This window comes from Flavobacterium sp. XN-5, from assembly GCF_008033395.2.
Classification (GTDB): domain Bacteria; phylum Bacteroidota; class Bacteroidia; order Flavobacteriales; family Flavobacteriaceae; genus Flavobacterium; species Flavobacterium hiemivividum.
Genome location: NZ_VOGZ02000013.1, coordinates 14,064 through 29,219 on the forward strand (window position 1 = coordinate 14,064; position 15,156 = coordinate 29,219).

Below are 15,156 nucleotides of genomic sequence, written 5' to 3' on the forward strand. Positions count from 1 at the left end.
TATTGCGTGAACTGTAGTTTAACTTAAACTCTTCATCATTATCAAAGTTCTGCTTTTATTACTTTTGTGAAAGTAAAGCTTCTTCTTCTTCTTCTTCCCGCTTTTTTGGAGACAACTCGAGCTATGGGACAAAAATTTAAGGTAAGTTAATGCAATATTAGAATCTTTAGTTTGTATTACATTTTTTGTATTAAAAGTATTTTGCATTATTGAAATTTTCTCCGACACCATTAGCCTTGTTTTAAGATTTTATTAAAAGTAAGGTAAGTCTTATATTTTTTGATAAAAGACGTGTTTTGTCTATTAAAAATCACACTTAAACGAAATAAGTAGTACATTTAAGTCAGCTTGGTATGCCGCTTTAAGGTTCCTATTTTGAATTGTTTGAAAGTGCTGTATACTTTTTAATTTTTTTTGTCTTTATAGCACTTATTTTATTTGTGTTTTAATTTGGAAAAGAAATAGTCAAAAACACTTTAAGTATTGTGTTATGAAAAAATATATTTTATTAGTAGTCTTTTTATTCCTAGGTTTTTCAAGTATAGCGAATGCTCAAGTTAGAGCTAGCGCGACTGCTTCTGCGACTATAGTGACTCCGATTAAAATAGTTAAAAATTCAGATCTTAATTTTGGAAATTTCACTACTAATGGTGGGGCAGGTGCTGTGGTGTTAGCTGCGGGAAGTGTAGCGTCTAGAACAAGTTCTTCAAATGTTAAGATGCCGGCTGTTACAGGAAATGTCACTGCTGCAGTTTTTGCGGTTTCAGGAGAAGTAGGGTTTGTTTACAGTGTTACTTTGCCTGCTAGTGACCATATAATTTCGAATGGGACCGATAAAATGGTTGTTAATGAATTTACTTCCTCTGCTTTAAATACACTTTCAGCTGGAGAGGAAGTGATATATCTTGGGGCAACAGTTCATGTAGATGCTGGTCAAGAAATTGGTAGCTATTCAAGTGCGGATTCTGGCTTTGAGGTGGCTGTAAATTATAATTAAGCCAAAGTTTTTTGGCTTTTTATTATCTAATTTTTTTTTCTTCTTTTTTTAGATTTTTTCATTGGTTATTTTTGTTATAGAGTCGAGAGTCATTTTTTGCTTGAAACCGTGAATAATTAACTAATAGGCTATTTACAAATCGATTGAGTAGCTTTTTTTTACCTCCTGTACTCTCTTTATTTGCTGGGTTTCTAAGGCAACGTTTATTATTGATTTTATCACTCTTTTAAATTTTTTGGTCTTTTCGTGCTCATTAGTGGAAGCTATCTTTTCTATAGATAAAGAAACGCCTTCTTACTTAGTTTGATAGGGGCTTTAGGATTTATTTTACATTTTCATAAAACAACTGCAAATCTTTTCTATCGTAACAACTTTATAATAAGAACGCTATGCTGTTTATAGTATTGGTAATGTATTTCTTTTAATAAGGTGTATTTTTTTTGTTGATTATTATTGAATTAATGAAAAAGACGGTTCAATGTATAGAATAGTGTAGTTTAACGATTATGTAGGTTATTCATCGAGAATATTTTTAGCTTCGTTTTTATCACTGTTAATTTGCACCATCAAAATAAAACAAGTCGTTTTATTCTGATTAAAAAACATAAATAAAACAACGAAAAAGATATAATTCCCAAATTCTATCTGCAAAAATTAAAACCTACTTATTATGAAAAAGATTACATTATTAGCTATCCTAGCTATCGCAGCATTCTCAAACAAAGTAAACGCTCAAGCTACTGCAACTGCAACTGCTACTGCAATTATTGTTACTCCAATCGGGATTACAAAAACTTCGGGTGTTGATATGAGCTTTGGAAACGTAGCGGTAACTGGTACGGCAGGTACGGTTGTATTGTCAACTGCTGGCGCAAGAACCGCTATTGATGGGGTAACTCTTCCTAGTACAACGGGTACTGTTTCGGCAGCGTCTTTTGATGTTTCTGGTACAGCAGGATATACATATACTATTACTATACCGGAAACTATAACTCTTACCCGCGATAGTGGAAGTGAGACGATGACTGTAACAGCGATTAACAATAGTGTTGGTTCTACAGGAAAGCTTGACGTATCATCGGCTAAACAAAATATTAAAGTTGGGGGAACACTTAATGTAGGTGTTAATCAAGTTGCTGGTGTTTATAAAAATGATACAGCTTTGACTGTTACTGTAAACTACAACTAGATTTTAAATTGATAAAAAAGAAGCAAGTATCGCGTATAGTGGCACTTGCTTTTTTTTTGTCTATATTGCGACTGTTTTAAAAAAGGCGTATGTATATGATTTTGAAAGAGTGTTGCTTTAAAAAAAATCTTCTTAGATTTTTTATTTTTAGTTTGTTTAGTATATTGTCAATTAATAAAACGATAGCTCAAGGCGACTTAGTTATTTTTCCAAAAAGACTAGTTTTTGAGGAGGGAAATAGAACACAACAGATTAATCTTGCTAATGTCGGCAAGGATTCTGCGGTTTATAATGTTTCTTTTGTCGAGTTTAGGATGAACGAGTCAGGTGGTTTTGAAGAAATTAAGGAGCCTGATTTAGGGCAGCAATTTGCAAGTCCGTTTTTGAGACTGTATCCAAGGCAAGTTACTTTGGCGCCTAACGAATCTCAAACTGTTAAAGTGCAAGTAATAAATACTAGCAAACTCCAAGTAGGGGAATATCGATCCCATCTTTATTTTAGAGCAATAAAAAGTAGTAAGCCACTCGGTCAAGAAAAGACTGAAGGCGATCCTGCTGCTTTGTCTGTTAAAATAGAAGCTGTTTTTGGAGTTTCTATTGCCAGTATTATTCGCAAAGGGGAGTCAGACACTGCTGTTACTTTATCAGGATTAGAATATGTAGAAACGGCTGAGTCAGGCAGTGTTCTAAATTTCGATATTAATAGAAATGGTAATATGTCAACTTATGGCGATATTACGGTAAGCTATAATTCTCCAAAAAACATAGTGTATGAAGTGGGGAAGATAAACGGTATTGGCGTTTACACACCTGGAACTTTAAGGAAAAATCAAATGCGATTACAAAAACCGGAGGGGGTCAACTTCACTGGTGGAAAATTTAAAATTGTTTATACTGAGAACGAGAGCAAGGAAATTATTGCCGAAAAGGAATTGAACTTATAAAAATATAAATTATCTATAGTTGGAAAAAGTAGATTTACATATCGAGAAAAAATCATTATTTTTTATAGTGGTTTTCTTTTTGTTCCTAACTATTTCTTATGCTCAACCAGCACTCCCTCAGAGAACCATTACGGTACAGTCAACGCAACCAATCGATTTTGGAATTTTCTATGACACGGGTTCAGGTGGAACTATTACAGTAGATTATCAAGGGAATAGAACTACAACAGGTGGTCTTATTGCGCTTTCTGGGTCTGCTGCTAAACCTGCTATCTTTGAGGTAAAACTATGTCAGGGAAGAAACATAATCATCGACTATACTTTAACTACAACCTTAAGTAATGGGGTAGGATCGCCGCTAACATTAAATATAGGTCCAACAGAAAAGGGACCAAGAGGTGCTAGATTTTCAGTGAATACCAATTGTAATTTTATCACAACATTACGTGTTGGAGGCACACTTCATGTGCCTGCAGGTTCAGCTAAAGGTACCTATTCGGGTAATTTTGAAATGACTTTTACTCAAGAATAATCATAGCGATAAGCAATATAAAAATGAAAACTTCTTGTTGTATTTTGTGTAATAATCATCGTTATTTTTGGCTTTATGCCTTTTTTATGGTTGTAACTGTGATGCATACTCATGCACAGGGAAATTCTTTTCATGAAGAGGTAGCGTTATTTGCTGCTTTTGATGAAGTTCCTGTAGAAATTGTGGTTGATGGTAAATGGAGTTTTGAAACCAATGCAATTATTACAGATTCTAATCTACTATATATAAACGTTTCTGATTTGTTCAAGCACCTCAAAATAGTGTGCAATGAGAGTAAAGTTGGGAATAGTTTAGAGGGTTTTATCGAAAGTGAAACCAAAACCTACGCAATTGATTACAATACCAAGCAAATTAAAGTAGGTAGTAAAATAATTACGTCCAAAAATGGTCTGCTGGAAGAAATGGGTGTTAAATATATGGAAGCTTCTGTATTATCTGAAGTTTTTGGTTTAACATTGACATTCAATCCCAGATCGCTTTCTGCTAAATTAGTGTCTAGTTTTGAATTGCCTTATGTAAGAGAAATGCGCATTGAAAACAGTAGAAAGAATATTTCAAAATTGCAAGGACAGGAAATAGCCGTTGATACTATAATTCCTCGCAATTATAACTTGTTTAAATTCGGGATGTTAGACTGGGCTGTAAACTCTAATCAGACCGTAGACGAAGCCACTACTAATAATGTTATTTTAGGCGTTGGGGGTGAGTTGCTTTTTGGCGAAGCTAATATTTCGATTAATTATAATGATAGGTACAAATTTGATAATCGCCAACTGCAATACAGCTGGCGGTGGATTGACAATGATAAGAAAATTATTAAGCAAGCTCAAGTAGGTAAGATATACAATCAAAGTATAGCCTTTCTCGATTCACCAGTAATTGGAGCGACAATCAATAATTCACCTAATACCGTTAGAAAAGCAAATGGAACCTACGCTATTAACGAGTATACAGAGCCTAACTGGACGGTGGAGCTTTATATAAACGATGTTTTGGTCGATTATACTAAAGCCGATGCATCAGGATTGTATGTTTTTAATGTTCCCATTGTCTATGGCTATACAACTCTAAAATTAAAATTTTACGGACCTCTAGGGGAAGAACGTACAGAGGAGCGTGTTATGAATACGCCCTATACTTTCATACCAGCAAAAACTTTGGAATATAGTATGTCTGGAGGTTTTTTACAAGATGAGAATGGAAGTCGTTATGGAAAAGGGGATTTTAATTACGGTGTGAATCGCTTTTTAACTGTAGGAGGAGGCCTAGAGTATCTTTCGAGCATACCAAATAGTCCATTTATTCCTTTTGCAAAAGTGGCATTTCAGCCTTTTAGTACGATGGTTGTCAACTTAGAATATGACCATGATGTGAGAATGAAGGGGTTGTTGAATTATAATTTTACAAAAAGCGCTTTTTTAGAACTGGATTATACCAAATATGTAAAAGGACAGTTGGCAACGCGTTTTAATGCACAAGAGGAAAGGAAAATTAGAGTATCGGTTCCTTTTAAAATAAATCAATTTTCAGGTTTTTCTAAATTGAATTTTAGCCAATTTGTCTATGACTCTTTTAATTTCAATCAGCTCGATTTTGTATATTCAGCCTATTACAAACAATTAAGTTTTAATTCGTCAACATTAGTCAATTGGGTGGGGACAAAATCGCCTTATATGACTACTAATTTATCAATGTCGTATAGGATGTTGAATGGTTTTGTTTTACGTCCGTCAGTAGCCTATGATTTGAATGATAATATGTTGACGAGATATCGCGCCGAAATCGAGAAAAGAGTTTCTAAAATGTATTTTTCAGCATCTTATGAAAGGAATGTTGCGTCTAAAAATGATGCCGTTTTCCTAAACTTTAGATATGATTTGCCTTATGCCCGTACTGGTGTGTCTGCATTTTATAGCAATAATAATTTCAGTTTTTCCGAAAATGCGCAGGGAAGTTTGGCCTTTGGAGGAGACAATAATTATGTTCATGCTGGCAATAATTCAGCCTTAGGAAAAGGAGGTATCTTATTTTATCCATTTTTGGACCTGAATCAAAATGGAATATTAGACAAAGGAGAAAAAATGGTGTTGTTAACGACGGTTAAAGTAACAGCGGGTAAAGCGGTAATAAGTAAAAAAGATTCTATTGTTAGAGTTTCTGATTTGAATGCATTTGTCAGTTATAATGTAGAGTTTTCTAACGATGATTTAGAGAGTATATCCTGGAAGTTCAAACACAATACTTATCAGATATTGGTTGACCCTAACCAATACAAACGAGTTTTTGTACCGATTCTCTCTTTAGGGGAAGTAAACGGTACCGTTTATTTGAATCAAAAAGGCGCTACGAAAGGACAAGGCAGAGTAACGGTTCAGATTTATGATTCTCAAAGTAAAAAAGTAGCGGAAACCTTGAGTGAGTCCGATGGATATTTCAGTTATTTGGGATTGAAACCAGGTAATTATACCATACGAGTTGATGACCAACAGTTAGAAAAGCTGAATTATCAATCTTTTCCAAAAGAACATAAGATTGAAATAGCAGTTTCTGAGGATGGAACGATAGTGGACGGACTGGATTTTGAAATTAAAACTAAGGTAGCGACCGCTGAAATTGAGATGGAAGCTTCTGAGGTTAATGTCCAAATCAAGCCCAAGAAAATTTCTGAAGATCTAGCTACAAAACCTATAGAAAGTATTACTAATACTGAAGAAATTTTTTATAGTATTCAACTTGGATTGTATAAAGATCATACAAAACCAAAAGTGTTGGATAATCTAGACCTAGTTTTTTATGAAGATTTAGCAGATGGTAATGTTCAGTATTATTATGGGTTTTTTAGAACTCAGGAAAGAGCTCTTATTGCTAAGAATACGCTAATACTGAGAGGAATTAATGGAACGTCAATTGTTGCATATCAGTTTGGAAAAAAAATTGCGACTCCTGAGAAATCGGTAGTTAAAGAAGAAGAGTTAAAAGAAAGTCTTGTTCCCGTTGAAGCAAAAGAGCAAAGTAGCACTAAAAAGAATGCTGTTTTCAGGAAGATATCAGATGAAAAAGGGCTTTTTTATAGTGTTCAGATAGGAGTCTTTAAAAATTACGTACATTCGAACTGGTTTTCAAATTATAAACCAGTGTTTTATGAGTTTTTATCCAACGATAGGATTCGGTATATTTCGGGTAAATACAATTCGAAAAAGGAAGCTAAAGCTGCACAAAACAGAATAATAGCTAAGGGAATAAAAAAAGCTTATATTGTTAAATACAATGATGGAAAGAAGGTTGATACCAGTAATGGAGGACATTAATCAGAAATGAAGAAGCACTGAAAGTAAAAATAAATAGGTCAGTTCAGGATAAGTTGGATAGCGTTAGCTTTGAAAGCAAAGGAATAGCAGCTGAATTATAGAGTAAACAATTGAATAGAAATAAGTTAATTAATAAAAAGTTACATCTGTGACTTGAATTTAAATATGAAAAAAATTACTTTTTCAGAAAAAACAAAAATAACAATAGCTACAAATAGGTATGTAAAAATACTTTTTGTCTTGTTTTTGCTATTTGGATTTACTTCCGTTTTTGGACAATCAAAAACAACATTTACTACAGCAGGAACTACTAGTTTTACGGCGCCTCCAGGAATTACTGGTATTACGGTAGAAGCCTGGGGTGGTGGAGCAGGAGGTAGTAGTGATGCAACAGGAAGAGCAGGAGGAGGAGGGGCATATGCTTCAGGATTTGTCAGTGTTAATTCTGGGTCTGCACAAACAGTAACTGTTGGCGCAGGTGGTAGTGCAAATGGTAATGGCGGAAATTCTATTTTTGGTTTGAGTAGTGTGCTGGCTGCTGGTGCATTAGGACAAGCTGGCGGGGCAATCAATTCAAGTATTGGAACAATAAAATTTGCTGGTGGTGATGGAGGATTTGCAAATGGAAGTAGTGGTGGTGGTGGTGGTGGATCTGCTTTTGCGACAGCTAATGGAAATGATGGGGCTATAGGATCAGGGAGTTTTGGTGCAGCTGGGGGAACAGGTGCAGGAGCAGGTGGTCGCGGTGGAGGAAATCAAGTAAATGGAGGAAACGGGGTTGTTCCTGGCGGCGGCGGCGGCGGTGGCGGTAATAAGGCCAGTGGCGGTAACGGCGCAAGTGGCCAAGTTATTGTGGCATATTATTTATTAACAAGTACATCAACGGCAAGTTCTGTGTGTTTAGGTAATAACTTAACGATAACCATAAGTGGTAGTGCCGAAAGCTTACCAGTTGGAGATTATACCGTTACTTATGATTTAAGTTCGCCCAATGCTTCAACAAATAATAGCGCCACTATGACCGTAAGTGCCTCAGGAATAGGAAGGTTTGGAACAGTAGCATTAAATAATGTAGGAGAAACAACTATTACAATTACCTCTATCTCTTCTACTATTGGAGGTGTCGTATATAAAACGACCTATGATAGTACAGGAAATGCAAAAAATAAAGCAACAATTACAGTAAACCCAGCGTCAGTTGGTGGAACAGCAATAGCAACAACATCTACTGTTTGTTTAGGAAGTGGTGCTACTATTAATTTAACTGGAAGTACCGGAACAATTCAATGGCAACAATCCTCTAATGGAGATACAGAGTGGACTGCTGTAGCGGGAGGAAGTGGTGGAACTACTACTAGTTATACAACTCCTAATCTTAGTACGACAACCTATTATCGCGCTTTAGTAACTAGTGGGGTTTGTGCACCTGCGATTTCTACAACAGCTATGGTGATGATGTCGAATATTCCTGCTACTCCTGGAGCAATCACAGGTTCAGCTACTCAATGTTCTGGGGCCATCACGCAAATATATAGTATTGCAGCAGTACCTAATGCAAGCAGCTACGCATGGACAGTTCCAGGTGGATGGTCAATCACTAAGGGGCAGGGTACAAACGCTATTGAGGTTAGTGTTGGGACTGGTTCTGGAAACATTTCAGTAAACGCATTAAATACTTGCGGAACTAGTTCTGAAAGTGTTTATAAGTATATCACTGTTGGTTTAGTGCCTACGGCACCTGGGTCACCTAGGGCTGATAGTCCAACCTGTACCGGATTTATGGTTCAATGGGGATGGACTTCTAATGCAGTAAAATATTATCTCGATGTATCCACAAATAGTGGGTTTTCAACATTTGTATCAGTGTATAATAACTTAGATGTAGGAGATGTTCTAAAATATGGTTTAACCGGATTAAACCCTGGAACTACTTATTATTACAGAGTTAGAGCTGATAATAGCTGTGGTACCAGCCCTAGTTCAGAGACTATGACTTATGCTACAAGTCCTATTCCAATTACAGCTCCTGTTGTGACTATTGCAGATAATATACAATGTGCTTATGCAATGCTTTATTGGAATAAAGTTGATAATGCAACAGGATACTATTTAGATATCGCTAAAGATGCTAATTTTGTTAATTATGTTGGTGTTTATCAGAATTTTATCGTAGACGGTAATAATGGTAATAAGGGTGTTTCTAATCTCCCTTCCGGAGATTTATATTATAGAGTGAGAGCCTATAATAGCTGTGCAGTAACTGGAAATTCTAATACAGGAACCTTTAAAACAGCTACTCCTTTTGGAGGTACAATTTCTCCTGCTCAAACGATATGCTATGGGACCTCGCCAACCACTAATTTAACATTGAATGGAATCATACCTGCAAATGCAAAAGTATTGAATTGGCAAAGAGCAAGCGATGCAGCGTTTACTACTAATGTATCTAATATCGCTGAAACGACGAATATTTTAACTGTAAATAAGATGGGTGCGATAACGGAAAATACCTACTTTAGGGCATTCATAAATAATCCGACTCCCTATTGTAATTCATATTCTTCGCCAGTTTTAATAACTGTTAATAATGGAGGCTCTGGAGGTGTAACTCCTGGCACACCGGGTGCAATTGCAGGAACAATTAATCAGTGTTCTGGATTAGCAAATCAAGTTTATAGTATTGTCGCTGTTGCTAATGCTACAATTTATAATTGGACTGTCCCTACAGGATGGGCGATAACCGCAGGTGAGGGAACAACATCGATTTCTGTGACTACTGGAGCGGCTGGACAGAATGGAACTATAACGGTATCGGCTGGAAATGGCTGTGGTACAAGTGCAAACACAACTCTTGCGGTAACAGTCGCTACTTGCATAAACAAATGGAAAGGAAATATTAGTACGGATTGGAATAATGCCCGTAATTGGACACAGAACTTCGTTCCAGCTGCCGATGCCAGCATTGTTTTTGATGATGCTCCGGTAAACCATTTAGTATTAGACCAGAACCGATCGGTTACCAACATTACCAATGCACAATCTATTTATAGGGTGGTTTGTTATGGTTTTAAACTTACCCAAAAAGGGAATACTCTTTTTACAAACGGCGCACAAATTGATGCTTCAACTGCAGGTTCTGTAATGGAGTTCGCCGGTGCTGCTGCCCAATCAATTCCTGCGGGATCTTTTGTTAATGATGCCGTTTTTAATTTAACGGTAAACAACGTAAATAATGTAACAGTAAACGGGAATCTTCGTATATTAAATTTACTTAATGTTTCTGTAGGACGTTTGGACGCGTTTTCAAATTCACCAACTATTATATATGGAGGTTCTTCAGCGCAAACCATTGAAAGCGGTCAATACCTCAACGAAAAAATGTTTAATTTGAATATTGACAATGCAACTGGGGTTATCCTCAATACAAACTTTACCCTTGCTAATAATTTGACAATTGACTCCGCTAAAAAATTTATCGTTGATGCAGCCAAAAACTTAACGGTGACAGGAGCTATTGTAAACTCAGCAGCTACTTCTGGCTTAGTGTTAAAATCAACAGCCGCAGGTACAGCCTCATTAATTCATAATACAGATAATGTTCCTGCTACGGTACAAAGATATATTAGTGGGGCTAAAGAAGCTTGGCATTTTCTCTCTTCTCCTGTTTCTAATCAAACAATAGTGGGAAGTAGTTTGACTCCCTCTGGAACGTATGGCAATGGAACTGGTTATGACTTATATCTTTGGAATGAGCCAACTCCTTGCTGGATCTATCATAAAAACGATGAAGGCGGTTTAACGGTTGATCCTAAGAATCCAAAGTGGCCAGCGGTACATTCTTCGACAAATTTCATTCCTGGCCATGGCTATTTGTATAGTGTTCAGGCTACGAATCCAACTACTGAATTTGCAGGAAATTTAAATAATGGTAATGTCAATTGTCCTGTGACAAATAAGGGACCCAATCAAGGTGATAGCGTAAATGATGTTAGAGGGTTTAATTTAATTGGAAATCCATACCCTTCTTCAATTGATTGGTTAGCAACTTCAGGCTGGACGCGTGATGCTTTACTAGTTTCTGGTGGAGGTGGTTTTGACATGTGGATATGGAACCCTGTCACAAGTAATTACGGGGTGTACAATTCATTAACAGCTGAAGGGACAAATGGAGTGAAACAAAATATTGCTCCAATGCAAGGTTTTTTCGTTAGGGCGGCAACCAATGGTAATATTGGCATGACAAACAGTGTTAGAGGAACTACCGGTACAAGCAATTGGATGAGGATGAAAACAACCAAAGCTGAAATTGTTAAGGTCCAAATAGAATCCAATGATAATTATGGTTCTGACGAAATTTTACTTCAATTTGGCGCTCCTGCAAATGAGGCTGGTGCGGCAAAACTTTTTAGTACGGTTACAACAGCGCCTTCACTCTTTTTAAACCATGAGAAAAAGGAATTATCAGTGTTGAATTTAACTGATATTATCGAAAACTCGTCGGTTCCTCTGATGTTCAAAGCAGGAAAGGATGGTAATTATGCGTTGAGCATTAGTAATGAAAGCGCCTCTTATGATGTTCTATTATTAGAAGATAAGAAAACAAAGACGATTACTGATTTAAATGCCAATGCAACATATCAATTCAAAGGTTCAGTTAAAGACGCTGCAGACAGATTTGTACTCCATTTCGTGCCTATAATTCCAGAGGTGGTTAATTTACCGGCCACAATTTATTATGATGGAAATGAAATTAATGTGGACTTAACTTTGGTAGAGGGACAAACTGATATTAAAGTATATGATATGTTAGGTAGGTTATTAGTAGATAAAAAAGTGGAAGGAAAAATGATTCATAGTTTTGCTATCAAGGTAAAAAACGAGGTTTATATTGTTTTAGCAAATAGCAAAGGAAAATCTATCAGTCGAAAAGTTTTGGTTTACTAAGAACAGTTAGTAGCTTTTATAAAAAATCTATTCATGAAGTTGAATAGGTTTTTTTTGTATACGTGCTTTCCGCGTGAGGGATTGTAGCGGCATCCTTTTTATTCTGAACTTATTTCCAGATTCTGAAATAAGTTCAGGATAAAAAGATATAGCGCATAGCCCGACCCGATTTTTAGCGGGTCACGCCCTAATAAAACTACGTTTTAAGTGAGTGCTGATTTATTTAACTCTAAACAGATTGTCAGAATTAGCGCTTAAAAACCTTCCTTTAATGATACTGAATAATAGTATTGTCTAAGTTATAATTTGGAAAATTTGCTGCAGTAACAATCCACAAACATAAGCTCCATAAGTTCCCACAGCATAACCTAAAACTGCAAGTAACACACCTACAGGAGCTAAAAACGGACTAAATGCTGCAGCAACAATTGGTGCCGAAGCTGCTCCGCCAATATTCGCTTGACTTCCTACTGCCACATAAAAGAAAGGTGCTTTAATAATCTTGGCTACAATTATCATAACAATAATATGTGTGGTAATCCATATAATCCCCACAAGGAATAATAATGGATTGTCAAAAATAGCACCTAGATTCATGTGCGTTCCTATGGTTGCTACTAATATGTACAAGAATACCGTTCCTACCTTTGAGGCACCATAGCTTTCTATTTTTCGTGCTTTGGTAAACGATAATAAGACCCCTGCTGTTGTAGTGATAATTACCAGCCAGAAGAATTCATTAGTAAAAGAATATTTCTCTAATGCAGGATAGTTTTCCTTAAAAAATGGAGCCAGGATGTCGGCTAAAAAGTGTCCTATTCCAGTCAGTCCAAAAGCCACCATCAGAACGATCATTAGATTATTAGTCGTCAGCGGTGTTCTTTTACCAGCTTGTTCTTCTTCTAGTTTTTGTTCTAATTCGGCAATTGCAGCATTATCGGCTTTGAGCCATTTGTCAATTTTGTCTGATTTTTGAGCACCATAAAGAAGAAAGCCCATCCATAAATTAGCAACCAAAACATCTACTGCAATCATTTGAGCAAACATGCTTTTGCTTGCGCCAAATACTTCGAGCATGGCGGTTTGATTTGCACCACCACCAATCCAACTTCCGGCTATTGTAGATAATCCTTTCCAAACTTCTTCTCCGTTTGATAAAGCTACTTCAGGGAAAAAACTCCCTACAATATATAATGCTAATGGACCGCCTATAATTACACCTAAGGTCCCAGCAAAAAACATAATAATAGCTTTGCTTCCCAGTTTTTTTAATGCCACAAAATTGATGCTTAAAGTAAGCAACACTAAACTCGCGGGTAATAAATAGCGAGACGCAATATTATAAAGATTTGAAGTCTCTCCTGATATGATATTGAAGGTGTTGAAAAGTGCTGGTATAAAATAGCACAATAAAACCGAAGGAATTATGCTGTAGAATTTCTTGAAAAAAGGTTTCTCGCTGGAAGAAGTGATAAAAATAAAACCTAATATAGTCATAAGAATTCCTAGTACGACAGCATCGTTTGTTATTAGGGCAGTTGGATGTTCAATCATTGTTTTTTGGTTTGTATGGTTTTGATTAGCAAATCTAACATTTCGTTTTTAGTTGCAGCATCAATTTTTAATAGTTCGCTTGAATTTCTTCATTTTAAAAGAAAACGAAGGATTTAATTAGTTGTTACAAGTTTAAGCTTTAAATGGGAGCTTTTTTTTCAATAGAAAAGACTATCAGTAGCAAAGAAATAAATCCCCCTCAATTTCTTTAGTTTCCAATGTATTAATTTCGCTCTTCTAAGTTTTAAAACAAAACATCTTTGTAGCGCCAAACAATAGTAATGTATAGTCCTAAAAACAACACGCAAACTAAAAATTGCATGAAAGTAGATGCTAGAAAACCTATAATTGATCCTGTTGCTGCTCTTAAAGCTCGCTTTTGATTCTTAGAATCATAAATTAATTCTCCAATAAAAGCGCCTAAGAAGGGGCCGATCAAGAAACCAAAAGGAATAGGAGCGAAGATGCCGACAACCAGTCCGATATTTGTTCCCCAAATTCCATATTTACTTCCGCCAAAGTGCTTCGTTCCTTTAGCAGGAATAATGTAGTCTAAATAAGAAATCACGACCATAATCAATAAAGTAATACTAAGAATCCAATAGTTTGCAGGAACAGCATTGGTAAAATACAGTAATACAAGTCCCAGCCAACTAATTCCAGGACCTGGTAAAACTGGAATTATACTTCCTATAATGCCAATAAACATACAGCCAAAACCGAGAATTAAAAGAAAGGTATCCATAAATTTATTTTTAGTATTTTTGAAAAATAGAAAACGAACGCTTATTTACAGAACGCAAATGAGAAAATTAGCGGTGATAATTCTGATTTTATTTTTTGTCAATGCCGCTCTCACCCAATTTAAAGAGTACAAAGTCGCGGATTTGAAACAAAAAATATATTTAGCGAACAAAGCAAAAGTATTGAAATTTTCGATGAAAGATTTTGAACGTCTCTTTTTTCAGATAAAAAGGCAATAGCCGAAGCAAGTAAAAAAAAATGGTTTTCTGAAAGCTATGAAGATTATTCGCTTTCGAAACAATCTCAACAATAATAATTGTATTTTTATAGCCAAATACTCCCATTCAAAAACAAAACATTGAAGCACTATTATTTTTTTTTAGTACTCTTACTTTTTAACTCCTGTCAATATTTCGAAAAGCAAGTGCCTTCGGAAAAGGAATTATTGAATAAAGAGCTGAAAGCCATCAATTGGAAAGAAGTGGATGAGTATCCATCCTTTGTAGACTGCGAAAAATTAGAAAATAAATCACAGCGCCAACTCTGTTTTTTTGAGTTTTTAACCGAATTGATTCAGCAAAAACTGACCAGCGACACACTCTCCATCTTGTATCCTGAACTAGATACCATCGAAGTTAAAGTGACTATTTTTCCTAATGCCAAGATGAAATTTGAACCCCAGTTTCCTAAGGATTCAGTTGCTTACGATACCATTAAAATCGACAGTATTCTCCACGCGCGATTGGTTGATTTCCCTAAGGTTAATCCAGCAATTAAAAGAGGAATTCCGGTAAAAACGCAGTTTATACTTCCAGTAATTCTTAAAGTAGAGTAGTTTTTTAGTCTTAAGTTCGATCTACATTAGGAGCTATTTCCGGCTTTCGCTTTTATCTCGCTTCGTTTCACTCCGCGAGGATATCAGC

Annotated in this window: 9 protein-coding genes; 7 read left to right on the forward strand and 2 right to left on the reverse strand. The window is 35.9% G+C overall.

The window, feature by feature from the left end:
* The first annotated feature begins 490 nt into the window (after positions 1 to 490).
* From FQU23_RS15680 to FQU23_RS15705, 6 genes are all read left to right on the forward strand, one after another.
* Positions 491 to 997, forward strand: a complete 507-nt coding sequence (locus FQU23_RS15680) for a DUF4402 domain-containing protein (RefSeq protein WP_147674678.1) — start codon at positions 491 to 493, stop codon at positions 995 to 997.
* Between the two features lie 670 nt (positions 998 to 1,667).
* Positions 1,668 to 2,186 carry a DUF4402 domain-containing protein gene (locus FQU23_RS15685; protein ID WP_147674679.1) on the forward strand — a complete coding sequence of 173 codons (519 nt, stop codon included), beginning with the start codon at positions 1,668 to 1,670 and terminating at the stop codon, positions 2,184 to 2,186.
* Between the two features lie 164 nt (positions 2,187 to 2,350).
* Positions 2,351 to 3,130: a molecular chaperone gene (locus FQU23_RS15690; RefSeq protein ID WP_147674680.1), complete on the forward strand. Its 780-nt coding sequence runs from the start codon at positions 2,351 to 2,353 to the stop codon at positions 3,128 to 3,130.
* Positions 3,131 to 3,149: 19 nt separating this feature from the next.
* Positions 3,150 to 3,662, forward strand: a complete 513-nt coding sequence (locus tag FQU23_RS15695) for a DUF4402 domain-containing protein (RefSeq protein WP_147674681.1) — start codon at positions 3,150 to 3,152, stop codon at positions 3,660 to 3,662.
* A 23-nt stretch (positions 3,663 to 3,685) separates the two neighbouring features.
* Positions 3,686 to 6,991 (forward strand): hypothetical protein, encoded by a 3,306-nt coding sequence (locus FQU23_RS15700; RefSeq protein WP_147674682.1) that lies wholly within the window; start codon positions 3,686 to 3,688, stop codon positions 6,989 to 6,991.
* Between the two features lie 165 nt (positions 6,992 to 7,156).
* Positions 7,157 to 11,935: a fibronectin type III domain-containing protein gene (locus FQU23_RS15705; RefSeq protein ID WP_147674683.1), complete on the forward strand. Its 4,779-nt coding sequence runs from the start codon at positions 7,157 to 7,159 to the stop codon at positions 11,933 to 11,935.
* Positions 11,936 to 12,229: 294 nt separating this feature from the next.
* Here FQU23_RS15705 and FQU23_RS15710 read toward each other — a convergent pair whose 3' ends face one another.
* Positions 12,230 to 13,489, reverse strand: a complete 1,260-nt coding sequence (locus FQU23_RS15710) for a DUF819 domain-containing protein (protein WP_207917114.1) — start codon at positions 13,487 to 13,489, stop codon at positions 12,230 to 12,232.
* A 244-nt stretch (positions 13,490 to 13,733) separates the two neighbouring features.
* Positions 13,734 to 14,234: a DUF456 domain-containing protein gene (locus FQU23_RS15715; protein ID WP_147674684.1), complete on the reverse strand. Its 501-nt coding sequence runs from the start codon at positions 14,232 to 14,234 to the stop codon at positions 13,734 to 13,736.
* A gap of 357 nt (positions 14,235 to 14,591) precedes the next feature.
* Between FQU23_RS15715 and FQU23_RS15720 the strand changes: the two genes are divergently transcribed.
* Positions 14,592 to 15,068, forward strand: coding sequence for a hypothetical protein (locus tag FQU23_RS15720; RefSeq protein WP_132112797.1), 477 nt, complete (start codon positions 14,592 to 14,594; stop codon positions 15,066 to 15,068).
* Positions 15,069 to 15,156 lie beyond the last annotated feature (88 nt).

Bases quoted from the DNA above. Each gene is read 5' to 3' on its own strand.
- FQU23_RS15680 (WP_147674678.1), top strand. From the start codon at position 491: ATGAAAAAATATATTTTATTAGTAGTCTTTTTATTCCTAGGTTTTTCA.
- FQU23_RS15685 (WP_147674679.1), top strand. From the start codon at position 1,668: ATGAAAAAGATTACATTATTAGCTATCCTAGCTATCGCAGCATTCTCA.
- FQU23_RS15700 (WP_147674682.1), top strand. From the start codon at position 3,686: ATGAAAACTTCTTGTTGTATTTTGTGTAATAATCATCGTTATTTTTGG.
- FQU23_RS15705 (WP_147674683.1), top strand. From the start codon at position 7,157: ATGAAAAAAATTACTTTTTCAGAAAAAACAAAAATAACAATAGCTACA.
- FQU23_RS15710 (WP_207917114.1), bottom strand. From the start codon at position 13,489: ATGATTGAACATCCAACTGCCCTAATAACAAACGATGCTGTCGTACTA.
- FQU23_RS15715 (WP_147674684.1), bottom strand. From the start codon at position 14,234: ATGGATACCTTTCTTTTAATTCTCGGTTTTGGCTGTATGTTTATTGGC.